General features: G+C 72.4%; 25 protein-coding genes. 20 read left to right on the forward strand and 5 right to left on the reverse strand.

What is annotated here, in order from left to right; genetic code table 11:
• The first annotated feature begins 100 nt into the window (after positions 1-100).
• Positions 101-697, forward strand: coding sequence for a TetR/AcrR family transcriptional regulator (locus ACGFZS_RS26990; protein WP_393662176.1), 597 nt, complete (start codon positions 101-103; stop codon positions 695-697).
• Positions 698-714: 17 nt separating this feature from the next.
• Here ACGFZS_RS26990 and ACGFZS_RS26995 read toward each other — a convergent pair whose 3' ends face one another.
• Positions 715-1,509 (reverse strand): enoyl-CoA hydratase/isomerase family protein, encoded by a 795-nt coding sequence (locus ACGFZS_RS26995; protein ID WP_393662175.1) that lies wholly within the window; start codon positions 1,507-1,509, stop codon positions 715-717.
• Between the two features lie 134 nt (positions 1,510-1,643).
• Between ACGFZS_RS26995 and ACGFZS_RS27000 the strand changes: the two genes are divergently transcribed.
• From ACGFZS_RS27000 to ACGFZS_RS27015, 4 genes are all read left to right on the forward strand, one after another.
• Entirely contained in the window at positions 1,644-2,780 is a 1,137-nt protein-coding gene (locus ACGFZS_RS27000) for an acyl-CoA dehydrogenase family protein (protein WP_393662173.1), read from the forward strand.
• Positions 2,777-3,757 (forward strand): acyl-CoA dehydrogenase family protein, encoded by a 981-nt coding sequence (locus ACGFZS_RS27005; protein ID WP_393662171.1) that lies wholly within the window; start codon positions 2,777-2,779, stop codon positions 3,755-3,757. Before ACGFZS_RS27000 ends, ACGFZS_RS27005 begins: the two co-directional genes overlap by 4 nt.
• Positions 3,758-3,820: 63 nt before the next feature.
• Positions 3,821-5,275, forward strand: a complete 1,455-nt coding sequence (locus ACGFZS_RS27010; protein ID WP_393797277.1) for an NAD-dependent succinate-semialdehyde dehydrogenase — start codon at positions 3,821-3,823, stop codon at positions 5,273-5,275.
• A gap of 54 nt (positions 5,276-5,329) precedes the next feature.
• Entirely contained in the window at positions 5,330-6,235 is a 906-nt protein-coding gene (locus tag ACGFZS_RS27015) for an AAA family ATPase (protein WP_393797372.1), read from the forward strand.
• Here the strand turns inward: ACGFZS_RS27015 and ACGFZS_RS27020 are convergent.
• A complete protein-coding gene (locus ACGFZS_RS27020; protein WP_393797278.1) occupies positions 6,225-6,935 on the reverse strand; it encodes an alpha/beta fold hydrolase in 711 nt (236 codons plus the stop codon). The genes ACGFZS_RS27015 and ACGFZS_RS27020 overlap by 11 nt on opposite strands.
• 42 nt (positions 6,936-6,977) lie before the next feature.
• Between ACGFZS_RS27020 and ACGFZS_RS27025 the strand changes: the two genes are divergently transcribed.
• Genes ACGFZS_RS27025 through ACGFZS_RS27045 form a run of 5 tightly spaced genes read left to right on the forward strand, consistent with a single transcriptional unit; the run spans position 6,978 to position 13,561 of the window.
• Positions 6,978-8,300 (forward strand): VWA domain-containing protein, encoded by a 1,323-nt coding sequence (locus ACGFZS_RS27025; RefSeq protein ID WP_393662165.1) that lies wholly within the window; start codon positions 6,978-6,980, stop codon positions 8,298-8,300.
• 60 nt (positions 8,301-8,360) lie between these two features.
• Positions 8,361-10,481 (forward strand): acetate--CoA ligase family protein, encoded by a 2,121-nt coding sequence (locus ACGFZS_RS27030; RefSeq protein WP_393797279.1) that lies wholly within the window; start codon positions 8,361-8,363, stop codon positions 10,479-10,481.
• Positions 10,481-11,911, forward strand: coding sequence for a carboxyl transferase domain-containing protein (locus ACGFZS_RS27035; protein WP_393662160.1), 1,431 nt, complete (start codon positions 10,481-10,483; stop codon positions 11,909-11,911). Before ACGFZS_RS27030 ends, ACGFZS_RS27035 begins: the two co-directional genes overlap by 1 nt.
• 50 nt (positions 11,912-11,961) lie before the next feature.
• A complete protein-coding gene (locus ACGFZS_RS27040; protein ID WP_393662159.1) occupies positions 11,962-13,149 on the forward strand; it encodes an acetyl-CoA acetyltransferase in 1,188 nt (395 codons plus the stop codon).
• A 1-nt stretch (position 13,150) separates the two neighbouring features.
• The gene (locus tag ACGFZS_RS27045; protein WP_393797280.1) at positions 13,151-13,561 is read left to right on the forward strand and encodes a Zn-ribbon domain-containing OB-fold protein; all 411 of its coding nucleotides are present in this window, start codon (positions 13,151-13,153) and stop codon (positions 13,559-13,561) included.
• Between the two features lie 14 nt (positions 13,562-13,575).
• Here the strand turns inward: ACGFZS_RS27045 and ACGFZS_RS27050 are convergent, their stop codons facing one another.
• Together ACGFZS_RS27050 and ACGFZS_RS27055 are read right to left on the reverse strand one after the other, a co-directional pair.
• Positions 13,576-13,932 (reverse strand): ArsR/SmtB family transcription factor, encoded by a 357-nt coding sequence (locus tag ACGFZS_RS27050; RefSeq protein WP_393662156.1) that lies wholly within the window; start codon positions 13,930-13,932, stop codon positions 13,576-13,578.
• 102 nt (positions 13,933-14,034) lie between these two features.
• Complete coding sequence (locus tag ACGFZS_RS27055) at positions 14,035-14,829, reverse strand: enoyl-CoA hydratase/isomerase family protein (RefSeq protein WP_393662155.1); 795 nt, start codon at positions 14,827-14,829, stop codon at positions 14,035-14,037.
• 93 nt (positions 14,830-14,922) lie between these two features.
• Between ACGFZS_RS27055 and ACGFZS_RS27060 the strand changes: the two genes are divergently transcribed.
• Positions 14,923-15,261, forward strand: a complete 339-nt coding sequence (locus ACGFZS_RS27060) for a hypothetical protein (RefSeq protein WP_393797281.1) — start codon at positions 14,923-14,925, stop codon at positions 15,259-15,261.
• A gap of 52 nt (positions 15,262-15,313) precedes the next feature.
• On the opposite strand, the gene ACGFZS_RS27065 is transcribed toward ACGFZS_RS27060, so the two are convergent.
• Entirely contained in the window at positions 15,314-16,249 is a 936-nt protein-coding gene (locus ACGFZS_RS27065; protein WP_393662153.1) for an NADP-dependent oxidoreductase, read from the reverse strand.
• Positions 16,250-16,507: 258 nt separating this feature from the next.
• Here ACGFZS_RS27065 and ACGFZS_RS27070 point away from each other — a divergent pair, with 258 nt between their 5' ends.
• From ACGFZS_RS27070 to pstC, 9 genes are all read left to right on the forward strand, one after another.
• Complete coding sequence (locus ACGFZS_RS27070; protein WP_393662152.1) at positions 16,508-16,705, forward strand: ferredoxin; 198 nt, start codon at positions 16,508-16,510, stop codon at positions 16,703-16,705.
• 1 nt (position 16,706) lies between these two features.
• The gene (locus tag ACGFZS_RS27075; protein WP_393662150.1) at positions 16,707-17,984 is read left to right on the forward strand and encodes an NAD(P)/FAD-dependent oxidoreductase; all 1,278 of its coding nucleotides are present in this window, start codon (positions 16,707-16,709) and stop codon (positions 17,982-17,984) included.
• Positions 17,985-18,016: 32 nt separating this feature from the next.
• On the forward strand, positions 18,017-19,249 hold the full coding sequence (locus tag ACGFZS_RS27080) for a cytochrome P450 (protein ID WP_393662148.1): 1,233 nt from the start codon (positions 18,017-18,019) through the stop codon (positions 19,247-19,249).
• On the forward strand, positions 19,246-20,115 hold the full coding sequence (locus ACGFZS_RS27085) for an SDR family NAD(P)-dependent oxidoreductase (protein WP_393797282.1): 870 nt from the start codon (positions 19,246-19,248) through the stop codon (positions 20,113-20,115). The genes ACGFZS_RS27080 and ACGFZS_RS27085 overlap by 4 nt, the downstream gene beginning before the upstream one ends.
• A complete protein-coding gene (locus ACGFZS_RS27090; RefSeq protein ID WP_393662145.1) occupies positions 20,112-20,525 on the forward strand; it encodes a carboxymuconolactone decarboxylase family protein in 414 nt (137 codons plus the stop codon). The genes ACGFZS_RS27085 and ACGFZS_RS27090 overlap by 4 nt, the downstream gene beginning before the upstream one ends.
• A 62-nt stretch (positions 20,526-20,587) precedes the next feature.
• Entirely contained in the window at positions 20,588-21,241 is a 654-nt protein-coding gene (locus tag ACGFZS_RS27095) for a TetR/AcrR family transcriptional regulator (RefSeq protein ID WP_393662144.1), read from the forward strand.
• 438 nt (positions 21,242-21,679) lie between these two features.
• Positions 21,680-21,994: an alpha/beta hydrolase gene (locus tag ACGFZS_RS27100; RefSeq protein ID WP_393662143.1), complete on the forward strand. Its 315-nt coding sequence runs from the start codon at positions 21,680-21,682 to the stop codon at positions 21,992-21,994.
• A gap of 779 nt (positions 21,995-22,773) precedes the next feature.
• Positions 22,774-23,082 (forward strand): hypothetical protein, encoded by a 309-nt coding sequence (locus ACGFZS_RS27105; protein ID WP_393797283.1) that lies wholly within the window; start codon positions 22,774-22,776, stop codon positions 23,080-23,082.
• Positions 23,079-24,101, forward strand: coding sequence for a phosphate ABC transporter permease subunit PstC (gene pstC, locus ACGFZS_RS27110; RefSeq protein WP_393797284.1), 1,023 nt, complete (start codon positions 23,079-23,081; stop codon positions 24,099-24,101). The genes ACGFZS_RS27105 and pstC overlap by 4 nt, the downstream gene beginning before the upstream one ends.
• Position 24,102: the final 1 nt, after the last annotated feature.

Consider the following 24,102-nt stretch of genomic DNA (forward strand, 5'->3'; position numbering starts at 1 on the left):
GCCGGGCCGCGGCGGCTACCATGAAGGGATCATGACCCAGGACAGCGCGACCGGTACCCGTTCTCCGGGCCGGAGCCGGACTCGACGCAGTACGGAAGCCGTGCGCGCGGATCTGCTGCGGGCCGCCCGGGAGGTCTTCGGCGAGCGTGGCTACGAGGGCGCGCGCACCCGGGAGATCGCGGAGCGTGCCCAGGCCACCGAGCAGACGATGTACCGCCACTTCCGGACGAAGGAGGAACTCTTCGAGCAGTCGGTGTTCCAGCCCTTCTCCCAGCTGGTGGCCGAGTTCGTCGAGGAGTTCCAGCAGCGCACCGAACGGGGTCTGAGCGACGAGCAGTTGACCCGGGACTACGTGACCATGCTGTTCCGCTTCCTGCGGGCGAACAGGCGCGAGCTGCTGAGTCTGGTGACGTTGTACTCGCACAGTCCGGCGCTGGTGCCGCAGAGCCCCCTCGATCAGCTGTTCCTCGCTCTGGAGCAGACGGTGGTCACGGGGCTGACCGAGCACGGCCAGGACCCGGCCGGCTTCCGCCGCTACGTGCGCCTCACCTTCGGCATGGTGTTCTCGGCCGCGGTGCTGGACGAGCGTTTCCTCGGACTGGACGCCGACCGTGACGAAGGCCCGCTCCTGGACGAACTGACCGCTTATGTCCTGGCGGGCTTCCTAGGACAGGGGGCTCAGGGGACCCGCCCCTGAGCCCCGGGGCCGCTCCCTCAGCGGCCCGCGAAGGGATCGGGCCAGCTCTTCGCGAACGACGCCTCGCGCTTCTCCGCGAACGCACGCGGCCCTTCGAGGAAGTCGCCGGAGAGGAGGACCCGGTGCGTCACCGCCTCGTACACGCGCTGCTGCTCGGCCAGTTGCAGATCGCGCCAGTACTTCAGAACCTGCTTCGTGCCCCGGACGGCCGACTGCGAATGCGAGGCGATCACCGCAGCCTTGGCGAGCGCCGCGTCCAGGAGCTCTTCGGGTTCGACGACCTTCTGCACCAGGCCCAGCCGGTGGGCGTCCTCGGCGGGCAGCCGCTCGCCGGACAGCATGAGGTCCATCGCGGCACCGTAGGGGATGAGCCTTGGCAGGACACTGACGGCCACCCCGGCCAGCAGTCCGCGCGACACCTCGAAGACCCCGAACCACGCCGAACGCGCGGCGATCCGGATGTCGGCACAGAGGGCGAGCTCGAATCCTCCCGCCACCGCCAGGCCGTTGACCGCGGCGATCACCGGCTTCTCGCTGGCCGCGACGCCCGCGATGTCCGGCTGCCGGGACATCGGCAGGGCCGTCGCGGCGGCCCCGTCCGAGGCCATCTCCTTGAGGTCGGCACCGGCGCTGAACGCCCGTGTGCCCGCCCCGGTGACGACCGCGACCCGCTGGTCGTCGTCGGCGTCGAACTCCCGCAGCCCTTCCGCCAGTTCGGCCAGCAGCGCATGGCTGAGCGCGTTCATCGCGTCGGGGCGGTTGAGGGTGAACACGGTCGTGTGTCCGTCGCGTTCCACGAGGAGGTCGCTCATGGTGCTCCTTCATCCCAAGATGCTTCGAATAATGTGAAAGTATCTTCCGGATCTGGCGGTGTCCAGGGGTGGAACCTCTTGACTCGCCGGGATTTTCCTTAGATGGTTCTAGAAACATCTAAGGAGTGTGGAGGGTGCAAGTACTCAGGGATGCCGACCTCGACGGATTCCGCGAGGAGGCACGCACCTGGCTGGAGGAGAACGTCCCGGACGAACCCCGGCCGATCACCCACGGCCCGGAGGTCCGGGACTACGACGTCACCTGGCAGCGGCGCCAGTACGAGGCCGGCTGGGCCGGGATCGACTGGGAGCCCGAGTACGGCGGCCGCGGGCTGACACTACGTCAGCAGGTCATCTGGTACGAGGAGCTGGTGCGGGCCGGAGCGCCCCGCGACAGCATCTTCGACGTCGCCTTCGGACATGCCGGCCCGACGCTGATCATGCGCGGCAGCGAGGAGCAGAAGCGGTTCCATCTGCCGCGGATCCTGCGCGGCGAGGCGCCGTGGTGCCAGGGGTTCTCCGAGCCGGACGCGGGTTCGGACCTGGCGAGTCTGCGGACCCGCGGGGTGGTCGACGGCGACGAGATCGTCATCACGGGGCAGAAGACCTGGACGTCCTACGCGGAGTTCTGCGACTACGGCGAACTCCTGGTGCGCACCGACCCCGAGGCGTCCAGGCACCGCGGGCTCACCTGGCTGATCGTGGACATGCGGCTGCCGGGCATCGACATCCGGCCCATCACCAGCATCGACGGTCGCCCGCACAACTGCGAGGTGTTCTACGACGAGGTGCGGGTCCCGGTCGCCAACGTCGTCGACCGGGTCAACAACGGCTGGAGCGTGGCGATGTCGACGCTGTCCGCGGAGCGCGGCCCCGGGTTCCTCAACCACCGTCTGGAACAGGTCCGTTTCGTGGACGAGCTCATCGCCCACGCCCGGGAGACGGGACAGCTGCGCGACGAGGGCCTCGCCGACCGGCTGGCGGTGGCCCGCGCCAACGCGGCGGCCGTACGGTCCATGGCGTACCTCCAGATCGGATCGGCGAAGAAGGGCGAGCAGCCGGGCCCCGAGACGACCGCCATCCGCACCTTCGCCGTGCAGGCGACCCAGGAACAGGCCTGGCTGGCCCTCGACATCCTCGGCCCGCGCGCCCTGGAGTGGGCCCCCTGGACCAGGCACTGGCTCGCCGAGTTCGGCGTCACCATCGCCGGCGGAACCATCGACATCCAGCGCAACATCATCGGCGAACGCGTGTTGGGAATCCCGCGATGATCGATCTGACCGTCTCCGAGGAGCAGCAGGAGATCGGGACCTCCGTACGGGACGTCCTGTCCAAGGCGATGCCCATCGAGGTCGTACGCAGGCTCGCGGCCGACCAGGAGAGTCCGGCCGTGGACGACGCGTTGTGGTCGCGTCTGGCCGAACTCGGCTGGCTGGGCCTGGGCGTGCCCGAGCACCTCGGGGGCGTCGGCCTGGGACTGCCCGAAGAGGCCACTGTCCTGGTCGAGATGGGCAGGGCGCTCGCGGCCGGGCCCTTCCGGTCCGGCGCGCTCGGCGCGTACGTCGCCGCCGGGGCCGGGGACGAGGAACTCGTGCAGGGCATCATCGGCGGAGAGCGCCGGGTGGGGCTCGTGTCGGGACGCCTCGCCGTCGACGCGCACGCCGGGGACCTGGCCCTGACCGTCGGACCGGACGGCGCCGAACTCGTCGAGGTGCTCGGCCGCGAACCGGTCGAGGGCGTCGACCCGGGATGCCGGTACGGAGTGCCGTCGTACGGTGCCACGGTCGCCCGGCTGCCCGGCCCCGGCACACTGACCCGGGCGCGTGTGCTCGCGGCGGCCGAACTCCTCGGCGTGGTCGAGGCGTTGCGGGACATGAGCGCCGCCCACGCGCAGAGCCGCACCCAGTTCGGCAAGCCCATCGGCACCTTCCAGGCCGTCAAGCACCGGTGCGCGGACATGGCGGTGGCCGCCTACGCCATCCGGTCGCAGACGTTCTTCGCGGCGGTGTCCGCCGAAGGTGCCGCTCCCGACGCGGACTTCCACGCGGCCGGCGCGTTCCTCCTCGCCACGCGCGGCGCCCGGCAGACCGCCGCCGACGCCATCCAGGTCCACGGCGGCATCGGCTTCACCTGGGAGCACGACGCGCACCTGTACCTCAAGCGCGCCCTGCTGCTGGAACGCCTCTACGGCGAGCGGCGCGGACACCTGAGCGACGTGCTCGCCCCGCGGCGGCACGAGTTCCGCTGACGCGCACCCGGTCCGCGCTCACCTCACCCTTCTCCTCACTTCAGTACGTCAAGGGAGCCCCTCTTGTCCGAAGTACCCTTCGTCGAGTCGCTCTTCATCGGCGGAACCTGGCGCCCCGCCCGCGACGGGGCCGCGTTCGCCGTGACCGACCCCTCCAACGGACGCGAGATAGCCACCGTCGCGGCCGGCGCCGTGGACGAGGTCCGCGAGGCGATCGACGCGGCCCACGACGCCCTGGAGGCGTGGAGCGCCCGTACCGCCTACGAACGCTCCGAGATCCTCTACCGCGCACACCGGCTCATGCTCGAACGGGCCGAGGAACTCGCCACGTTGATGACCACCGAGCAGGGCAAGCCGCTGCGCGCCGCCCGCACCGAGGTGCGGTACGCGGCGGACTTCCTCGTCTGGTTCGCCGAGGAGGCCAAGCGCGTCTACGGCCGTACGATCCCCTCCGCGCGGGCCGACCAGCGGTTCATCGTCCAGCACCAACCCGTGGGCGTCGTGGGCGCGGTGACCCCCTGGAACTACCCGATCTCGATGATCACCCGGAAGGTCGGGCCCGCCCTGGCCGCCGGATGCACCGTCGTGCTCAAGCCGGCCGAGACCACACCGCTGTGCGCGGTGGAGGTCTTCCGGATCCTTGAGGAGGCCGGCGTCCCGCCGGGCGTGGTCAACCTGGTGACGGTGGCCGATCCGGCGCCGGTCGGCACCGAGTTCACCACCAATCCCAAGGTCGCCAAAGTGACCTTCACCGGATCCACCGCCGTGGGCCGCATGCTCGCCGAGGGCGCCGGCCGCTCGCTCAAGCGGATCTCCCTCGAACTCGGCGGCCACGCACCCTTCATCGTGTTCGACGACGCAGACCCCGTGCACGCCGCGAAGGGCGCCGCCGCGATCAAGCTGCTCAACACCGGCCAGGCCTGCATCGTGCCGAACCGGTACTTCGTGCACGCCTCACTGGCCACCGAGTTCCTCGACGTGTTCACCGCCCGGATCGGCCGGATGCGCGCGGGCAACGGCCATCAGGAAGGCGTGACCGTCGGGCCCCTCATCGACGCGGCCTCCGTCGACCGGATGGAACGCCAGGTCGGCGACGCCGTCCAGCGTGGCGCCAAGGTCCTGGTCGGCGGAGAGCGCCTGACCGACGGCGAGTTCGCCGACGGGCACTTCTACGCGCCGACCGTGCTGTCCGAGGTGACACCGGACATGACGATCTACCGCGAGGAGACCTTCGGCCCGGTCGCCCCGGTCATCGTCTTCGGCGATGACGACGACGTCATCGCCATGGCCAACGACACCTCCTACGGCCTCGCGTCGTACATCTACACCACCGACATCGGCCGCGCCCTGCGGACCTGCGAGCGGCTGAGGTTCGGGATGGTCGGCGTCAACGACATCAACCCGACCTCGGCAGCCGCGCCCTTCGGCGGGGTCAAGGACAGCGGGATCGGCCGCGAAGGCGCGCAGGAAGGCATCCACGAGTACCTGGAGACCCGGCTGGTGGGCCTCAGCGTGTGAGGGCGCGGCGGGGCACGAGGTGAGGCGAGGGAAGGACGAGGTGGCGTGGACGACGTGGTGACGGCCGCCGGGGAACTGTCGGCCGGGCTCGGCGAACAGGGTTATGTGACGGACGAGGACACGGCGCTGACCGTCGCCCTGGCCGACCTGCTGGGCCGACCGCTGCTGGTGGAGGGCCCGCCGGGCACCGGCAAGACCGAACTGGCCCGCGCGGTCGCGGCGGTACGGGGGCTGGAGCTGGTCCGCCTCCAGTGCTACGAGGGGCTGGACGAGGGCAAGGCCCTGTACGACTGGGACTACCGCAAGCAGCTCCTGCGCATCCAGGCCGAGCGCGGTGACGACACCGGGCGGGCCTGGAAACAGGTGGAGACCGACGTCTTCGGCGCCGACTTCCTGCTGCCCCGGCCGCTGCTGCGGGCCATCACCTCACCCGAGCGCGTGGTCCTGCTCATCGACGAGGTGGACCGCCTGGAGCCCGAGGCGGAGGCGCTGCTGCTGGAGGTGCTGTCCGACTTCCAGGTGTCGATCCCCGAACTGGGCACCGTCCGCGCCACCACGACCCCGCTGGTCCTCCTCACGAGCAACGGCAGCCGGGAGCTGTCCGAGGCGCTCAAACGCCGCTGCCTCTACCTCCACCTCGGCCATCCCGACGAGGCACGCGAACGCCGGATCATCTCCACCCGCCTGCCCGGGATCGACGAGCGGCTCGCCGGGCAGGTCGCGCGGGCCCTGCGCTTCCTGCGCGACCTGGACCTGCGCAAGGCGCCCTCCATCGCGGAGGGCATCGACTGGGCCCGCGCCCTCCTGGCGATGGGCGTCGACGAGCTGGACGACGCGTTGCTGCTGCGCACCTCCAACATCCTGCTCAAGAACAAGTCCGACATCGACGCCCTCGCCGCCGAACTCGCCGCCCGCGACGCCGGCTCCCGGGGCGACGAGCACATGGCCGTCACCGGGTGAGGAAGTCCAGCACATGCCCCATCACCGCGGGATCCCCCGGCGCACCGAAGTGATCCACCCCCGGTACGCTCGCGAACCTCGCCCCGCCGACGGCCGCCACCAGGGAGTCCGGGATGCCCGCCGGATCACGCGAGCCGGTGAGGAACAGCGCCTCGGCCCGGATCTGCCCGAGATCGGTGCCGGACAGGTCGGTGAGGCCGGAGCGGGTGAACGCCCGCAGCCCGTCGGGGGAGTTGTGCCCGGCGGCCACCAGGCGGTGCCAGGACGACCGGCCCGCGCCGGGTGCGTCCTCCCGGGCGCCGGTCCCCTCGCCCCGGGTGCCGGACACCTCGTCCAGCGCCCGCTCGATCGCCCGCGTCTGCTCCGCCGCCCCGGCCAGCATCGCGTCACCGACCCCGATCAGCACGATCCGGCGGAACAGCCCCGGGGCGTGCGCGGCCAGCCGCAGCAGCACGAGCGCGCCGGCGGAGAAACCGACCGCGTCGACCTCGCCGTGCGGTGCGAGCCGGGCCGCCGTCCCCGTGAGGAATCCGGCGGCGTCGCCCACCGGTTCACCCACTCGCGCACCGTGCCCCGGCAGCTCCACCGCCACCGCCTCGGCACCCTCGTCGCCGAGCAGCTCGACCCAGCCGTACCTGACCCAGCCGTGCGCGAACGAACTGGCGAAACCGTGGAGGAGAACCGTGGGACGAGTCGTCATGGTGGGCGGCAGCCTACCCGGCGCCCAGGGACGGTGAGCCCGGTGCCCGGCACCCTGCGGGACCGCACCCACGCACTGGTCACCGCCCTCGGCACGGCCGGGGTCCGGATCAGCGCGGGCGAACACGCCGACGCCCTGGCCGCGCTGTCCCGGTGCGACCTGCGGGCGCTCCCGACGGTCCGCACGGCCCTGCGGGCCACGCTGATCAAGGACGCGGGCCATCTCGCCCTGTTCGACACGCTGTTCCCCCTCTTCATGGCGGCCCCCGAACCGTCGGCCCCGGCCCCCGGCGGACCCCTCGCGGCCATGACCGACAACGCGCTGACCGAGTCCATCGCCGCGGAACTGCGCACACCGGACCGACTGCGCCGCCGGCTCCTCGCCGGGGAAGCGGTCCGCCGCTGGGCCGGCGTCGAACCCGGACGCCCGGTGGGCGGCGAGTACTACGTGACGCGAACCCTCCGCCGGATCGGCCTCACCAGGCCCACCGAGGCGGACGGCGCACAGGGGAGGGCGGCACGGGAGATCGCCGTACGCGATCTGCGCCAGGCCGTAGAGTCCGAGGTCAGACGGCTGCTCGCCGCCGACCAGGGCCCGGCGGCCCTGGCCCGCCGGATCCGTACGACGCTCCCCGCCGACACCGACCTCATGGCGGCCTCGGACGGTGAACTCGCCGCCCTGCAAGGGGTCGTCGAGCGGCTGGCCCGCGTGGCGGTGGCCCGTCGCCGCCACCGGCGCCGTCCCGGGCGGATCGACCAGCGCCGGACACTCCGCCGGGCACAGCGCCACGGCGGGGTCCCCGTCGACCTCGTCCGCAGGCCCCGACGCCCGCCCCGTCACCGGCTCGTCGTGCTGGCGGACGTGTCCGGATCCGCGTCGGCGTTCGCCGGATTCGCGCTGAGCTTTCTGCAGGCGGTCACCGGAGCCGACGGGGCGGCCCGGTGCTTCGTGTTCGTCGAGGGCGTCGCGGAGATCACCGGCCTGCTGCGGCACACCCCGACCATCCGGGCCGTGCGCGAGCACGTCCGGGAACTGCCCGAACTGACCAGGATCGACGGCCATTCCGACTACGGCCATGTCCTCGCGTCGTTCCGCTCGCGCCACGGCGGCACGCTCGACCACCGCACCACCCTCGTCGTCCTCGGCGACGCGCGCACCAACTACCACGCACCCGGCACCGAGGACCTGGCCGCGCTCGCCCGCCGCGCCGGCCAGGTGTGGTGGCTCAACCCGGAACCCCGCTCCGACTGGGACACCGGCGACTCGGCCATGTCCGCCTACCGGGCCTGCTGCGACCTGGTCGCGGAGTGCCGTACCGCCCGGCAGCTCAGCCAGTACCTCACGAGCGCGACGGCGATGCCGTGACGCCACCGGAGCGTCTCGGTCCCCCTGCCGTCCCCCAGACCGAAAGGCCCAGGCCCCGTCATGTCGTCACCGACCTCGTCCTCACCAGCCCCCACGCCCCCGACCGCCCCCACAGCCCTGCATCGCACGCTGAAGCCCCGCTCCGTCGCCTACGTCGGCGTCTCCGAGGCCTCGCCGTACGCCCACAGCGTGCGGCGGACGCTGAGCGGCAGCACCGAGACGCTCTTCGTCCACCCCAAGTTCGACACGCTGTTCGGCCGGCCGTCGGTGCCGGACCTCACCGAGCTGGCCCAGCCCGTGGACGTCGTGTTCAGCGCGGTGTCCGCCGCCCGCACGGTGACCGTCGTGGAGCAGGCCGCGGCGATCGGTGCCGGGGGAGTGGTCACGATCGCCGGCGGCTTCGCGGAGAGCGGCGAGGAGGGGACGCTGCTCCAGGCACGGATGGCGGACATCGCCCGCGCCGCGGGCCTGCCGGTGGTCGGGCCGAACGGCGTCGGTGTGATCAACGTGCCCGACGAGGTCAACATGACGATGCTCGCGCCGTTCGAGCGCCGGCCGGGCGGGCTGTCGGCCGTCACCCACAGCGGCGCGATGATCGAGGCCATCGGCGCCGCCGGCCACCGCCCCGGCGGAGTCGGGCTCAACCTGCTGATCTCGGCCGGGAACGAGGCCGTCACGGATCTCGCCGACTATCTGGACTTCCTCGTCGACGACGACCGCACCACGGTCATCGCGCTGGCCCTGGAGAAGATCCGCCGGCCCGAGGCGTTCTTCGCCGCCGCCGCACGGGCGCTCGCGGCCGGCAAGCCGATCGTCGCCGTCAAGATGGGACGGTCGGCGCGGGCCCGGAAGATGGCGGCCTCGCACACCGGAAGCCTGGTGGGCGACGCCTGGGTCTACGAGACCGCCCTGCGCCAGGCCGGGATCCAACTCGCCAACGACATAGAGGAGTTGGTGGACCGGGTGCAGTTCCTCGAACAACTCCCGCGGCAGCGCTGGACCGAGGTGCGCGGGCTCGCCGTCCTCACCGCCACCGGCGGCTTCGCCCAGCTCGCCAGCGATCTCGCCGAGGACATCGGCGTCGACATACCCGCCTTGGAGCAACTCCAGCCGCTCGCCGACACCGTGCCCGGCCGGCCGCTGCCCAACCCCCTGGACGCCACCGGGTTCGCCGACTCGATCCCCGGCCTGTGGGAGTCGATCGTCGACGGCTATGCGGCCGAACCCGCGGTGGACGCCCTGCTGTTCACCAGCCAGCACGCCGACTGGGACATCATGAACCGCCGCATGGCCGACGTCTTCGCCGCCGCCGGGTCCCGCCTGCCCGGCAAGCCGTTCGTCGTCGCCCCCCTGGCCGGCACCGCCGGCACCTGGCTGGAGGACCACCGCGCCTGCGAAGTCGCGGTCGGCAACGGCCTGTTGGGCTGTCTGCGCGGGCTGCACACGATGGGCCGCTTCGTCCGGGCACACCGGCGCGGGCAACAAGTCCGGCCGGCGGCCACGGTCCCCGCCCTGCCCGTGCCCGAGGGCGCCGTGCACGACATCCCCGAGGGCCGGATGCTGTCGTTCGCCGCCACCATGCGGTTGCTCGCCGACTCCGGTGTCCCGGTCGCCCGCTGGGCGGTGTTCGACGGCGCGGTCGCCCACCCGGGCTTCCCGGGCCCGTACGTCGTGAAGCTCGCCGACGTCGCGCACCGCACCGAGCACTCGGCGGTGCGGCTGAACGTGCCGGACGACGGCCTCGCCGACGCGACGGCCGAACTCCGGGAGATCGCCCGCCGGGACGGCCTGCCCGCCACCGTGGCCGTCCAGGAGATGGTCGCCGGGCACGGCGAGGCGTTCATCGGCGTGCAGGGGGCGTCGGAGCTGGGCCCGCTCACCGCGTTCGGTCTCGGCGGGGTGTTCGTGGAACTGCTCAAGCAGGTCGGCGGACGGCTGGCCCCCTTCGACGAGACCACAGCACGGGAGCTGATCGGCGAGTTCGACGCCACCGGGGTGCTGGACGGCTTCCGCGGCGCCCCGGCCTGGGACCGCGCCCGCCTCGCCGACGTGCTGCGCGCGGCCGGGGACCTGGCCGCGGGCGGCCGGGACTGGATCGACTCGCTCGACATCAACCCGCTGGTCATCACCGCCGACGGGCCGGTCGCCGTGGACGGGCTGTGCCTGCTGAGGACCGCGTGATGAGTGCGCTGAGCGCCGACTCCCTGACCACTCTGGAACGCTTCGACCTCGACCTCGCCTCCTCCGACCCGCTCCATTTCCCGGGCTACGCCGAGCAGTTGGACCGGGTGGGCGCCGAGTCCGTGGACACCCGGCTGGTGGACCTCGGCGGCACCAAGGCCGTCCTCGTCGAGTGCCGCTTCGACCGGCACGGCGGCACCATGGGCACGGTCGCCGGTGAACGGATCGTACGCGCCTACCATCGGGCGACCGACCTGCGCACCCCGGTGATCACCCTGATCGCGACCGGCGGCGCCCGGCTGCAGGAGGGCATGCTCAGCCTGGTCCAGATGGCGCGCACGACCGACGCCGCCGCCGCGCACGCCCGCGCCGGTCTGCTCTCCGTCGGGGTGCTCCGCTCACCGACCACCGGAGGCGTACTCGCCTCCTGGGGCTCCCAGCCGGACCTGCGGGCCGCTCGCCGGGGAGCCACCATCGGCTTCGGCGGCCCCCTCGTCGTCGAGCGGGTGACCGGCCAACTGCCGCCCCCCAACTCCCATACGGCCGAGGCGGCCTACGCGCACGGCCTGGTCGACGCCCTGCTGGACGAGCCGGACGAGGAACCCTGGATCTCCGCGGCGCTCGGCCACACCGACACCCCGCTACGGCTGCGCCGTGCCGGGCCCGACTCCTACGAGCCGTTCGGGGCCGCCGTACCGCGGGACGCCTGGGAGGCTCTGCGGCGGGTGCGGCGGTCCGACCGGCCGTCGGGGCTGGAGTGGGCGGCTGCCCTGACCGGCTCATGGGTCGAACTGCACGGCACCGACCCGGCGATCCGGGCCGGGCTCGCCCGCCTGGACGGCGTGCGCCTCGTCGTGGTCGCGATGGACCGGCACGCCAGGTCCGACGGCGCGGCCCGGCCCGGTCCGGCCGCCTACCGCACGGCCCGGCGCGCGGTCGCCCTGGCCGGGAGACTGGGGCTGCCGCTGCTCACCCTGATCGACACCCCGGGCGCCGAGCCCGGACCGGACGCCGAGGCCGACGACATCGGCGGCGAGATCGCCCGCACCCTGCGGGCGATGTCCGAGCTGCCGTCCGTGTCCGTCGCGGTCTGCGTGGGCGAGGGCGGCAGCGGCGGAGCCATGGCCCTCGCCCACGCGGACCGGCTCTTCCTGCTGGACGACGCGGTGTTCTCGGTGATCGGCCCGGAGGCCGCCGCGGTCATCCTCGGCGGCGACGCCGCCCGCGCCCCGGACCTGGCCCGCTCCCTGGGCATCCGCGCCGAGGACCTGCGCCGCCTGGGCCTCGTCGACGCCCTGGCCGACGTGCGGCCGCCGGGGCGGGCCGGGCACCTGCGCGCCCGGATCGCGGACGCCCTGGCCACCGCGGCCGTGGGCGACCGTGCCCGCAGGCTCGACGCGGCGACCGCCGGGCGCCTGCGCGGCATCTGAACTCCCGTGAACCCTCTGGCCCTTGTGCCTCTCGTGGAAGGAACGAACACGTGATCAAGCTCAGTCGCCGCGCGGTGATCGCAGGAGTGCACCTCACCGAGCAGGGTGATCTCTCCGGCCGAAGCCAGCCGCAGGTGTGGTGGGAGGCGGTGGCGGGCGCGTGCGCCGACGCCGGACTCGCGGTGGCCGAGATCGACGGGCTGGTGGGCGAGCACCCCGAGGGCGCGGGCATCCGGTCCAACCTGCCCGGGGCGGCGCTCGGCTACGACACCCTCGGCAAGCCACTCCGGTTCCACGCCGCCACCTCGCTGGGCGCCTCGGCCGCCGCGGCCGGAGTGCACCTCGCCGCGTACGCCGTCTCGGCGGGCCTGGCCGAGACCGTCGTCATCGCCACCGCCGCCGCCGGACAGGCGGCCGGCTACACCAGCGCGAACCGCGACGACGCCGTCAAGGCGATGGCCAAGCTCAGCGGCCCCTACGAGTACGTCTTCGGAACGACCCGGGTGTCCGACTACGCGGTGCTCGCCATGCGGCACATGTACGAGTACGGCACCACACCCGGGCAACTCGCCGAAGTGGCCGTCGCCCAGCGGATGGGCGCCGTACGCCATCCGCTGTCGGTGCACGGGCACCGCGGGGAGCTCACCGTCGACGACGTCCTGAACTCACGGATGATCGCCGACCCCCTGCACCTGCTCGACTGCTGTGCGATCAACCAGGGCGCCGGCGCGGTCGTGGTCACCACCCTCGACCGGGCCCGGGACCTGAGGCACACCCCGGTGGAGGTCCTCGGCTACGGCGAGGGCCACAGCCACATCGACCCGAACGCCGCCCCGGACCTGGCCACGTTCCCGGCGGCGCGGCTGGCCGCCGACACCGCGTTCGGCACGGCCGGGGTCGAGCGCTCCGACATCGACGTGGCCGGAATCGCCGACCACTTCACCGTCAACGTCCTGTTCGGGCTGGAGTCGGCCGGGTTCTGCGCGGTCGGCGAGTCGGGGCCGTTCGTGGAGTCGGGCGCGCTGCGGCCGGGCGGGGTCCTGCCCACCAACACGGCGGGCGGCTTCCTCTCCTTCAGCCACGCCGCTTCCTGCGGACTGTTCACGCTGGTCGAACTCGTGGAGCAACTACGCGGCGACGCGGGCGACCGGCAGGTGCCGGACGCGGAGCTGGCCTATCTCAACGGCGTCGGCGGCGCCATGCAGAACAACTTCTCGGCGATCCTCGGAAAGGCGTGACATGACCGGCTACGAACTGTTCCTGCCGGAGGACATCCCGGCCTGGCAGGCCCCGTTCTGGGAGTCCCTGAAGGCGCACGACGTCAGGGTGCAGCGGTGCGACGCGTGCGGGGTCCACCGCTATGTCCCCAAGGAGATCTGCCCGTCGTGCCAGGCCACGGCCGCGACCTGGGCACCGGTGAGCGGGGACGGGCACATCTACACGTACTCCGTGGTGCGGCGCGGGCCGACGAAGGCCTACCAGGCCACGGCTCCGTACGTGATCGCGCACGTCACGATGGCCGAGGGCTTCCGGATGGTCGGCGGTCTGCTCGACGTCGACCCGGAGAAGGTCGCGATCGGCGATCCGGTGCGGGTGCGGTATGTGGACGCGACCGACGACTGGACACTGCTCGCGTTCGGCCCCGCGTGACCGTGCGGAACGGCTCACCAGGTGGTGAGCTGCACCTGGCCGGGACCGTCCCCGGAGGGCTCCTCCGGGGACGGCCGCGGAGTGGCCGCCACCCCACGGAGGCACTCGGCCAGATCGTGGAGCACCTGTTGGCACAGGCTGTAGTACGAGTTCCGGCTCTCTTTGCGGGACTCGACGATCCCCGCCTGGACCAGGATCTTCATGTGGTAGGAGATCGTCGGCTTCGATACCGTCAACGTGTCCTCCAGGACGCTCGCCGGCAGCACCCCGGCCTCCGCGATCTGGTGCAGGATGTCCCAGCGGACGGGGTCCGCGAGTGCTTTGAACAGCACCGGGGCGCTCGCCTCGGTCGCGGCCGTGTGAGCGGGCATCGGCAGGCCTTCCGGGAGGACGGGGGACTGTTCGCCGCAGCGACGTCGAGGAAAATTGTACAACTATCGAAGCATCGGGCTCCGGCTTCTCCCGCGTCACCCCTACCGGTCCCGGAAACGGGGCGGCCGGTGCTCCCGCTGCGCCTGCACCCCCTCATGGATGTCCTGGGTGGTCAGCGACACCGGCTGGGCGAGCGCCTCCCACTCCAGGGACGCGTTGAAGCCGTAACGGCCCTGCTCCAGCCCGCGCTTGAGCAGCCTGGTCGCGATCGGGGCGGCCTCGGCGAGCCGGGTGGCCACGCCGACCGCCTCGGCCACCACGTCCTGGGCGACCTCCGAGACCAGCCCCCAGCCGTGTGCCTCCTGCGCGGTCACCGACCGGCCGGTGTAGAGCATCTCCCGGGCCCGGGTCGCACCGATCGCCTCGGGGAGCAGGGCGGTCATCGCCATGCCGGTGTGGGTGCCGAGGTGGATGAAGGGTGCGGCGAAGGCGGCCGTCGGCGCCGCGTAGCGCAGGTCGCAGGAGAGCGCGAGGGCGAGACCGGCCCCGATCGCCGGGCCGTTGACGGCGGCGATCACCGGGACGGGGAGATCGCGTGCGGCCAGCCAGGTCCGGTAGAAGGGCAGCATCCGGCGGCGGATGCGGTCGGGGGTGGCGTCGTTCTCGGACGCCTGGTCGAGCCAGGACAGATCGGCGCCGGCGCAGAACGACGGGCCCGCCCCGGTGACCACGAGCACCCGCACCCGCTCGTCCTCGCGCACCCGCTCGATGTGCTCGTGCCAACCCGCGGTGAGGTCCTCGGTCATGGCGTTGCGGACATCGGGGCGGTTCAGGGTGAGCAGGGCGACCGAGGGCGTCGGCCAGGTCAGCGTGACGGCGTCGGTGGAGCCGGTCATCGGACGGCCGTGCGCTGCGGCGGAGGGGAGGTGTGCATGGACCGAACCCTAGAACACCGCTGCCCCGCACCTGATCGAGATCGACGAGAGTACATGCCCCGGGGAACCCTGGTGGTGACGAGCGGACCAGTGAGCGAGGAAGCCGAACCGGCCTACGACGAGTGGTACGACACCGCCCATGTCCCGCAGGTGCCCGCCCCGCCGGGTCCCGTGTCGGCGCGACGTCCGCGCCTCGCCGGCACGAGTGTCTTCGGCCCGCCCGCCCAGGACGGCGGTACCCGGCGGTATCTGACCCTGTACGAGATCGAGGCGGCCGACGTCGCGCACGCCGCCGAGACGTCGGCGGCGGCGCTGCCCGGCATGACCATGACCCAGGTCATGGCTCCCGGCCGTACGACCGTGCCGCCGGCTGAGGAGATACCGCGTACCTGAGCGGGCTCGACCGCGGGCGTCGCGACCGGTTCTGCGGCTGGTGTCGCGGTGTTCAGGAACTGAAGTCGAGCACCAGCCGCCCCCGCACACCACGGGCCTCGAACCTGCGATGCGCATCGGCGACCCGCTCCACCGGCAGCACGTCCGCCACGCGCGGCGTGACCGCGCCCTGCTCGGCCAGCCGGCGCAGGCGGTCGAGTCGCCCGGGGTTCTTGAACTCCTCATGGACGCGCACCTGGCGGATGGCGATGCCGCGCTCCGCCTCCCAGGGCCACGGGCTGGGGATCACGATCTGTCCCTCGTCCCGCACCGCTCCCTCGACCGCCTGGCCCAGCAGCGCCCCGTCGGCGAGGGCGTCCACGCCGTCCGGCGCCACGGCTCGCGTCCCGCCGACGAAGCCGTCGCCGCGGCGTACGACCTCGTCGGCACCCAGTTTCCGGATCAGGGTCTCGTCGTCGGCGGACGCGTCGCCGACCACCCTGAGGCCGTCGACCTTCGCCAGCTGGATCACATATCCGCCGAACGCCCCCGCCGAGCCGGTCACGGCCAGTGTCTGCCCCGCGGACAGTCCGAGCCGATCGAGCGCGAGCATGGCGGTGAGTCCGTTCATGGGCAGAGTGCACGCCTGGACGAAATCGGTGTCGCGCGGGATGCGGGCGACGGACTCGGCCGGCACCACGACCTCGTCCGCGTAGGCCCCGCCGTGCGGACCGAAGGGCACGACGACGGCCATCACCTCGTCACCCACCTGCCACGGCACCCCCTCGCCGACCTCACTGATCACGCCTGCCGCGTCCATACCGAGGATGTACGGCGGGCCCCAGGTACCGAAGCGGTGGCCACGGCTGCGCAGACCGATGTCCGCCGGGTTCACGGCCGCCGCGTGCACCCGGATCCGCACCTCGCCAGGTCCGGGGTGCGGCTCGGGCAGGTCGGCGATGCGCAGCTGCTCAGGGCCGCCGAACTCCGTCACTACTACTGCTCGCATGCTGTCTTTCCTTTGCGTGTGGGGGGCCGTCCGAGACGGCGGGAGAGACACGTTCGGGCAGGACACGGTGTGCCACAGGGGAAACGGAGAGCGCCTCCGATTCCTCCGGAACGATACGGAGGCCCCCGCCGGTAAGCAAACCCGGAGGCGGACGCGCGTTGCTTGTGGTGCTCGCCTGTCAGTCGTAAGGTGACGACTGTCAGGTCATTCGGTGACTCCACGGACGACCTGGAACGCGCTCTCGGGAAAGGCAGTCAGATGAAGATCACCGTCGATGAAGAGAAATGCTGCGCCGCAGGTCAGTGCGTGCTGGTCGCACCGGAGGTGTTCGACCAGCGGGACGAGGACGGCATCGTCGTCCTGCTCGATCCGGCGCCGGGGACGGACCAGGAGGCCGCCGCGCGGGAAGCGGCCCAGGTGTGTCCGGCCGCCGCGATCCTGATCGAGGAGGGCTGACATGACGGCCGCCCCGCAGCCACGGCGGCTCGTCGTGGTCGGTGCGTCGGCCGCGGGCCTCGCCGTGGTGGAGGAGGTGCGCCGCCGCGGGTTCACGGGCGAGGTGGTCCTGATCGGCGACGAACCGGGTCTGCCGTACGACCGCCCGCCTCTGTCGAAGCAGTTGCTGGCCGGCGAGTGGGACACGGAGCGGCTCCTGCTGCGCCCGAGCGAGCAGTGGGAGGCCCTCGACGTCACCCACCTGCCCGGCACGGCGGCGGTCCGGCTCGATACCGGTTCGCGCCGGGTGCACCTGACCGACCGCACCTGGCAGCAGTACGACGCGCTGGTGATCGCCACCGGCGCCCGCGCGGTGCATCCCGCGTCCCTCGGCGCCGGACTCGCCGGCGTCCAGGTGCTGCGCGACCTCCCGGACGCGCTCCGGCTGCGCGGGGCGCTCGCCCAGGGCGGGCGGCTCGTCGTCGTGGGCGCAGGCTTCGTCGGGGCCGAGGCGGCGGCCGTGGCCCGCGGGTTGGGCGTGCCGGTGACGATGGTCGACCCGCTGCCGCTGCCCATGGTCGGCGTGCTCGGCGAGGAGATGGCGCGGTTGCTCGCCCGGCGCCACGAGGACGCCGGCGTGGACCTGCGCTGCGGCGTCGGCGTCACCGAGGTACTCGCCGACGGCGGCCGGGCCACCGGGGTGGCGCTCACCGAGGGCGGTGTCGTCGACGCGGCCACCGTCCTGGTCGCCGTCGGCGCCCGGCCGGCCGTGTCCTGGCTCGCCGACTCCGGCGTACCGCTCGGCGAGCGGGAACGTGACGGCGTCGAGGGCGTGCTGTGCGACGAGCACGGCCAGGCCGCCGACGGGATCTGGGCAGCCGGAGACGTGGCCGCCTGGCGCGACCCGGTGTCCGGACGCCACCGGCGCAGCGAACACCGGCTGGCCGCCGCCGAGGAGGGCCGGGCGGTCGCGGCAGCCCTGCTGGGCGCCGAGCCCACGCTCCCCGCACTGCCGTACTTCTGGTCCGACCAGTACGACCTGAAGCTCCAGTCCTACGGCACCACCGGCCGGGACATGGCCTTCACGGTCGTGGAGGGCTCACTCCCCGAAGGCAGGTTCATCGGCCTCTACGGCCATCGCGGCCCCGACGGCCTGCCGCGCACCGTCGACGGCGTCCTGGGCAACGGCATGGCTCGCGCGCTGCGCACCTGGCGACAGGCCGTCGTCGACCGGGCGCCCTGGCCCGACGAGACCCCCGCCGCCGCGCCGGCGGACCGCGTATCGGCAACTCCCCTGTAGGACAAAGGCGTTCGAAGGAAAGGCAAGACGACATGACCACTTCAGCACCCCCCACCCCGGCACCCGCCGAGGACGCACCCTTCTTCCCGGCCGCGCGCACCTGTCCCTTCAGCGCGCCGCCGAAGTACACGGAGTTCCGTGAGACCGGCGGTCTGCACAAGGTCACCATCTGGGACGGTTCGCAGCACTGGCTGGCCACCCGCCACGAGGACGTGCGTGCCGTGCTGGGCAGCCAGGCGTTCAGCGCCGACGTGCGCCACCCCAAGTACCCGCTCGACTGGTCCACCCAGCGCGAGGAGCAGGGCGGTCTCTTCCTGCGGCTGGACGACCCCGAGCACGTGCGGCTGCGCCAGATGCTGACCCGGGAGTTCAGCGTCAAGCGCACCCGGGCCATGCGCGACGAACTCCTGCGGATCACCGATGAACTGATCGACGAGATACTCGCCAAGGGCGGGCCCGTCGACTTCGTCAAGGAGTTCGCGCTGGGGCTGCCGTCCCGGGCCATCTGCGTCATCCTGGGCGTCCCCTACGAGGACCGCGAGGTCTTCCAGAAGCACGCGGACCTCGGCACCGACCTGACCGCCACGCACGAGGAGCGCGTCGAGGGGCAGAAGGAGGCGATCGCCTATTACACGGACCTCATCGAGCGTAAGCGCCGTGCCCCTGGGGACGACATGATCAGCCGGCTGCTCGCGGACCACTCCGGGCCGGACGGCTTCCCGCCCGAGACCATGCCCGGCCTGGTCGCGCTGCTGACCGGGGCCGGCCACGAGACCACCGCCAACATGCTGGGCCTGGGGCTGACCGCCCTGCTGGTCAATCCCGACCAGCGCGAACGGCTGCGCGAGCACCCGGAGTTGGCCGCCAGCACGGTGGAGGAGATGCTGCGCTACTGGAGCATCGTCGCCATCAACCCGCGCCGGGTCGCCCTCGAAGACGTCGAGATCGGCGGGCAGCTGGTCCGCGAGGGCGAGGGCGTCATCGTCTCGCTCGTCGCCGGCAACCACGACCCGGACGCCTTCAAGACGGACGAGTGCCCGGTCGACCAGGTGGACATCGCCCGCAACCCGCGCAACCACGTCGCCTTCGGCTTCGGCACCCACCAGTGCCTGGGCCAGAACCTGGCCCGGGTGGAGATGGAGGTGGCCTGGCCGCGCCTGTTCGAGCGGATCCCCGGGCTGCGCCTGGCCGTCGCCCAGGACGAACTGGACTTCAAGAGCGAGACCGCCGTCTACGGCCTCAAGTCCCTGCCGGTGACCTGGTGAGCGCCGGGACACACGCCGTCGGCGGCTACGTCGACGGTCACGGTACGCGCATGCAGGGGCTGGCCGGGCTGGTCACCGGCGCCGGCAGCAGTGGCGACTTCCTCGGCACGGGAGCCGCGACCGCGCTTCTCCTCGCGGCTCAGGGGGCCACGGTCGGACTCCTCGACGTCAGCGAGGAGCGTGCCGACCACACCCGAACCCTCGTCGAGGACGCCGGCGGCAAGGCGGTCACCCTGGTCGCCGACCTCACCGACGAGGACGCCGTCCGCGACGCCGTGGACGCCTTCGCCCTCACCGCCGGCCGGCTGGACGCGGTGGTCAACAACGCGGGCGTCACCCCCAACGGCGACATCATGACGGCCACCCGTGCCGACTGGGACCGTGTCTTCGCCGTCAACGCGACCGCCCCCATGCTGGTGTCCCGCGCTGCCCACCCGCACCTGGTGCGCAGCGGTGGGGGAGCGATCGTCAACGTCTCCTCCATCGCGGGCCTGCGCGGCTTCGGCACGGGTGCCTACGGCGCCAGCAAGGGCGCCCTGCAGTCCATGACCGTCGACCTGGCCTACAGCTGGGGACCGGACAACATCCGGGTCAACTGCCTGGTCCCCGGGCACCTCTACACCCCCATGGGCGACCAGGGCGGGGCAGGGGGCAGGGAACTGCGACGCAAGGCCAACTACCTCGGCCGGGAGGGCAACGCCTGGGACCTGGCCTGGGCCGCGCTGTTCATGACGAGCCCCGAGTCACGGTGGATCACCGGCACGGTGATCCCGGTGGACGCCGGCACCACCGCCTCGACCGGCCTGGGCATGCTGGCCCGTCTGAGCGCACCCGCACCCGCACCCGAGAACGGAGAACAGGCATGAGCAAGACCGGGGCCGTCGACGCGGACCGTACGGCTGCTGAGCGGCAGGCGGCGGGCGAAGGCGTCGTGGCGGAGATGCTGGGCGAGGAGTTCCTGGCCGCGAACATGAAGGCCATGCAGGCGGGAGAAGGCGCCGCGGCCGGCATGGGCCGACTGGCGCTGGAGCATGTCTTCGGCGACATATGGACCCGTCCGGGGCTCGCCCGGCGCGACCGCAGCCTGATCACCCTCGGCGTGCTGATGGCCCAGGGGCACCAGACGGAGATCGGCAACCACGTCCGGGCCGGCCGGGCCAACGGGCTCACCCCGGACGAGATCCTGGAGGCCGTCCTGCACACGGTCCCGTACATCGGCTATCCCGCCGCGGGCCAGGCGATGGCCACGGCCACACGTGTCCTCGGGCAGGCGTAGCCGGTGCGGAACGGGGCGGGCGGTCCGACCGGGCCGTTCGCCCCGGCCGGTCGTGCACCACAATGAGAAAGGTGAATGACCAGCCAACCACCGCCGTCCGCAGACGCAACCCGCGAGGGCAGGGCGACCGGCTCCGCCAGGACATCCTGGAAGCCGTCGCCCGACTGCTCGACGAGAAGGTGGCCACCGACGCCCTCCCCGTCTCCCTCCGTGAGGTGGCCCGGGAGGTCGGCATCGCCGCCCAGAGCATGTACCTGCACTTCGCCGACAAGGACGAGCTCGCCCGCGCGGTGACCGAGGACGGCTACGAGCGCCTCGTCACCGCGATGCGCGACGCCGACTCCGCGGCGTCCGCCGGCGGAGCCGACGCCCGCGAGCGGCTGCGGGCCCAGTCCGACGCCTTCTGCACCTTCGCCCGCACCCAGCGGGGCGTCTACCGCCTGATGTTCGGCTACGACGCCACTGCCTTCGGGTTCCCGCGCGAGTCCCACCCCTCGCTCGATCTGTGGCAGCAGTGGCTCGATGCCCTGCGCGTCTGCGAGGACGAAGGCATGCGCTGGCCCGACGGCACCGAGAACGCCGCCATCACGCTCTGGTCGGCCCTCTTCGGCCGGTTCGCCCTGTGGAGCTCCACCTTCGGACGCCAGGACCCGGAGGAACTCACCGCCTTCGCCCATCGCACGGTCGACACCATCCTCCGCGACGCCGGCAGATGAGACACGACACCACGCATCTCCTCTTCGCAGCCGCCCGTCATCCGTCGGGGATGTTCCGCTGTCCGGCGGCTCGCTCTTCCGCTCGCCGGGCCGAAGACCGTCATGCGACCCACCGGCATGTCGGGTCGACCAGTGTGAGGGGCAACTCATCTCCTGGATCCCGCCCCCGTTCGACGCCGAGCTCGACGCGACTCCGGCGGTGGTGGCCGAGCAGCTCCCGCCGGTGTTCACTCTCGATGCCGTCATCGCCATGCGGCAGGGGGAGGCCGCGGCGCGGCCGAGCGACGAGCAGCTGAGCTGCCGCGGCTTCTTCCAGGTCACGGACCGGGCGGTGCCGGGTCCGGCGGGAGCTCCCGACATCTCGCTGCTCGTCCGCCGTCCGGCCGCCGAGCGAGCGGCCGGCCCCGGGCCGTCGTCTGCTGCACCCACGGCGGCGGCATGCTCATCGGCAACAACAGGATCGGTGTCGATCTCGTCCTGGACTGGGCGCGGACACCGGACGCTGTCGTGGTGCCGGTCGAATACCGGCGAGCTCCGGAGCATCCGTACCCGGCGCCGGTGGAGGACGTCTGCGCGAGCCTCCTGCGGACGGTGGAGCACGCGGAGGAACTCGGCGGCGACCCCGACCGGGTCATCGGCGCGGGCACCAGCGCCGGCGGCGGGCTGACAGCGGCCATGACCCTGCTCGCGCGTGACCGCAAGGGACCGCAGCCGACACTCCGTCCGCACTCCGGATGGAAGGCCACGGGGTAGGGGACCGCGCCTCGGACGAAGTCGGCCGGACCCCTGCTGGGTGAGCGGCGCGGTGGCCCGGACGTCCCCGCGTACGCGGCGCCCGCCCGCGCCGACGACCTGTCCGGGCTGCCGCCGGCCTTCATCGACGGGGGTTTTGCCGAGACGATGGCGAAGAGCGGTAGCCACCCGGCCGTTGTGGCAAAGCCATGTCTCCGGCGAGGCACGCGTTCGTCGACGCGCCGGTCCGTACGGAGCGGGACCGGGCGCTGATCGTCCACGACGGACGCCATGGGCGAGCCACTTCGCTGAACGACGCACGGAAGCTTCGTGGGCCACTTGTGTGCCGTGCGGACTGCCTGCCGCCCGCCACCCCCGGTGATGGTGCTTATTCGGAGCGCAGCGTGATGACGGCCTTGATCGTTGTCACAGCGGGTTCTCCAACACCTCCCGTTCATTTTCGTTCCGTTCGGCCTTCGCTCAGCTGTGTTCACAGAACCTCCACAGCCGAAGACTCTCGGGTGCGGCTGCACCAAGGGGATTTTTTCGGTCAGTGGCGAAATAACCACATAGGGGAGGGGGTGGTCTCCATGGTCCGCCCACGCTTTTTGTACGTACCGATCGAAGACCTTGGCATGGACCTGCCTGTAGATCCACAAGGGCAACGAAGACCGGACGGAGGGCGCAGACCGGTCGGGTGGCGTCTGGTCAGCGCCAACAACCGTGAACTCGGGCGCTGCGCACGGTCGTTCGAGGACCTTGCCGCGTGTCGGGCCACGGTGGTCCGGCTCCGGGAACGGGTGACGGAGGCGCGGGCGCTGCTCGTCATGGCCGACGCGCCGGGCGCCTGGACCTGGCGGATCGAGCTCGACGGGCGGGATGTCGCCACGGCCGGACGGTCGTATCAGCGGCAGCGGGAGTGCCAGTACAACGTGAACCTGTTCCTCGCCGCGGTGCCGGTGGCCCAGATGGCTGAGGGGCTGGTCAGCCGGCCGCGGCTGCGCGGGCTGCACCTGCCGGGACTGGCGCGGTCCGCCCGGCCGGAGGCCGAGGCAGAGGAACCTCCCCTGGCCCCCGCCGGGGTGCGAGCCGGGGCGGGTGAGCCGTGAGCGCCGCCGTCTCCGGGCTCACGCAGCCGGGTCCGGAGCACCTGGACATGCCCCGTGACCTGCGGACCAGGGTCGAACCGGCGGACCGCCTCTTCCGCGGCGCGGCACGCGGCAGCGGCGCCGTGGTGCTGGCGATCATGCTGCTGGTCGGCGTCTTCCTCGGCTATCGCGCGGCGAAGGCGCTCCGGGCGGCCGGGTGGTCCTTCCTGACCACCTCGGCCTGGGAGCCGGACTCCCATCACTTCGGCATCGCCGCCGTGCTCACCGGCACCGTGCTGATCGGCCTGGTGGCGATCACCTTCGCCGTGCCGCTGGCGCTGGGCACCGCCCTGTACATCTCGGAGTACGCGCCCCGGCGGCTGCGACGGACGCTGATCAGCCTCGTGGACCTGATGGCGGCGGTGCCGAGCGTGGTGTACGGGCTGTGGGGGGCCTTCTTCCTGCAGGGACAGGTGGTCGGACTGTCCCGGTGGATCGCCACGTACTTCGGCTGGATCCCCCTCTTCGCGGTCGACGGGGCCGACCCGGGCGACCCGCTGGCCACCACGACGGTCTACACCTCGTCCACCTTCATCGCCGGGATGGTCGTCGCCCTGATGGTGACGCCGATCGCCTGCTCGGTCATGCGCGAGGCGTTCTCCCAGGCACCGGTGGGCGAGCGGGAGGGGGCGCTGGCGCTCGGCGGGACCAAGTGGGGCATGATCCGCGCGGTCGTCCTGCCCTTCGGTCTGGGCGGGGTGATCGGCGGGACCATGCTGGGCCTCGGCCGCGCCCTGGGCGAGACCATCGCCGTGTACATGATCATCTCGCCGGTCTTCGCCGTCCAGCCGCACCTCCTGCAGAACGGCGCCAACTCCGTCTCCGCGCTGATCGCCCTGCGCTACGGCTCCGCCAGCGACTTCGGCATGTCGGCCCTCATGGCCGCCGGACTCGCCCTCTTCCTCATGACCCTCGTCGTCAACTTCATCGCCTCCTCGATCGTGGCGCGCAGCCGCTCGGGCGTCGGGGCGGAGGCCTGAC

This window comes from Streptomyces sp. NPDC048288, from assembly GCF_043201555.1.
In the GTDB taxonomy this organism is placed as follows: Bacteria; Actinomycetota; Actinomycetes; order Streptomycetales; family Streptomycetaceae; genus Streptomyces.

Bases quoted from the DNA above. Each gene is read 5' to 3' on its own strand.
- ACGFZS_RS26995 (WP_393662175.1), bottom strand. From the start codon at position 1,509: ATGAGCGACCTCCTCGTGGAACGCGACGGACACACGACCGTGTTCACC.
- ACGFZS_RS27005 (WP_393662171.1), top strand. From the start codon at position 2,777: ATGATCGATCTGACCGTCTCCGAGGAGCAGCAGGAGATCGGGACCTCC.
- ACGFZS_RS27020 (WP_393797278.1), bottom strand. From the start codon at position 6,935: ATGACGACTCGTCCCACGGTTCTCCTCCACGGTTTCGCCAGTTCGTTC.
- ACGFZS_RS27030 (WP_393797279.1), top strand. From the start codon at position 8,361: ATGTCGTCACCGACCTCGTCCTCACCAGCCCCCACGCCCCCGACCGCC.
- ACGFZS_RS27035 (WP_393662160.1), top strand. From the start codon at position 10,481: ATGAGTGCGCTGAGCGCCGACTCCCTGACCACTCTGGAACGCTTCGAC.
- ACGFZS_RS27045 (WP_393797280.1), top strand. From the start codon at position 13,151: ATGACCGGCTACGAACTGTTCCTGCCGGAGGACATCCCGGCCTGGCAG.
- ACGFZS_RS27050 (WP_393662156.1), bottom strand. From the start codon at position 13,932: ATGCCCGCTCACACGGCCGCGACCGAGGCGAGCGCCCCGGTGCTGTTC.
- ACGFZS_RS27055 (WP_393662155.1), bottom strand. From the start codon at position 14,829: ATGACCGGCTCCACCGACGCCGTCACGCTGACCTGGCCGACGCCCTCG.
- ACGFZS_RS27060 (WP_393797281.1), top strand. From the start codon at position 14,923: ATGCCCCGGGGAACCCTGGTGGTGACGAGCGGACCAGTGAGCGAGGAA.
- ACGFZS_RS27065 (WP_393662153.1), bottom strand. From the start codon at position 16,249: ATGCGAGCAGTAGTAGTGACGGAGTTCGGCGGCCCTGAGCAGCTGCGC.
- ACGFZS_RS27070 (WP_393662152.1), top strand. From the start codon at position 16,508: ATGAAGATCACCGTCGATGAAGAGAAATGCTGCGCCGCAGGTCAGTGC.
- ACGFZS_RS27075 (WP_393662150.1), top strand. From the start codon at position 16,707: ATGACGGCCGCCCCGCAGCCACGGCGGCTCGTCGTGGTCGGTGCGTCG.
- ACGFZS_RS27080 (WP_393662148.1), top strand. From the start codon at position 18,017: ATGACCACTTCAGCACCCCCCACCCCGGCACCCGCCGAGGACGCACCC.
- ACGFZS_RS27090 (WP_393662145.1), top strand. From the start codon at position 20,112: ATGAGCAAGACCGGGGCCGTCGACGCGGACCGTACGGCTGCTGAGCGG.
- ACGFZS_RS27095 (WP_393662144.1), top strand. From the start codon at position 20,588: ATGAGAAAGGTGAATGACCAGCCAACCACCGCCGTCCGCAGACGCAAC.
- ACGFZS_RS27100 (WP_393662143.1), top strand. From the start codon at position 21,680: ATGCTCATCGGCAACAACAGGATCGGTGTCGATCTCGTCCTGGACTGG.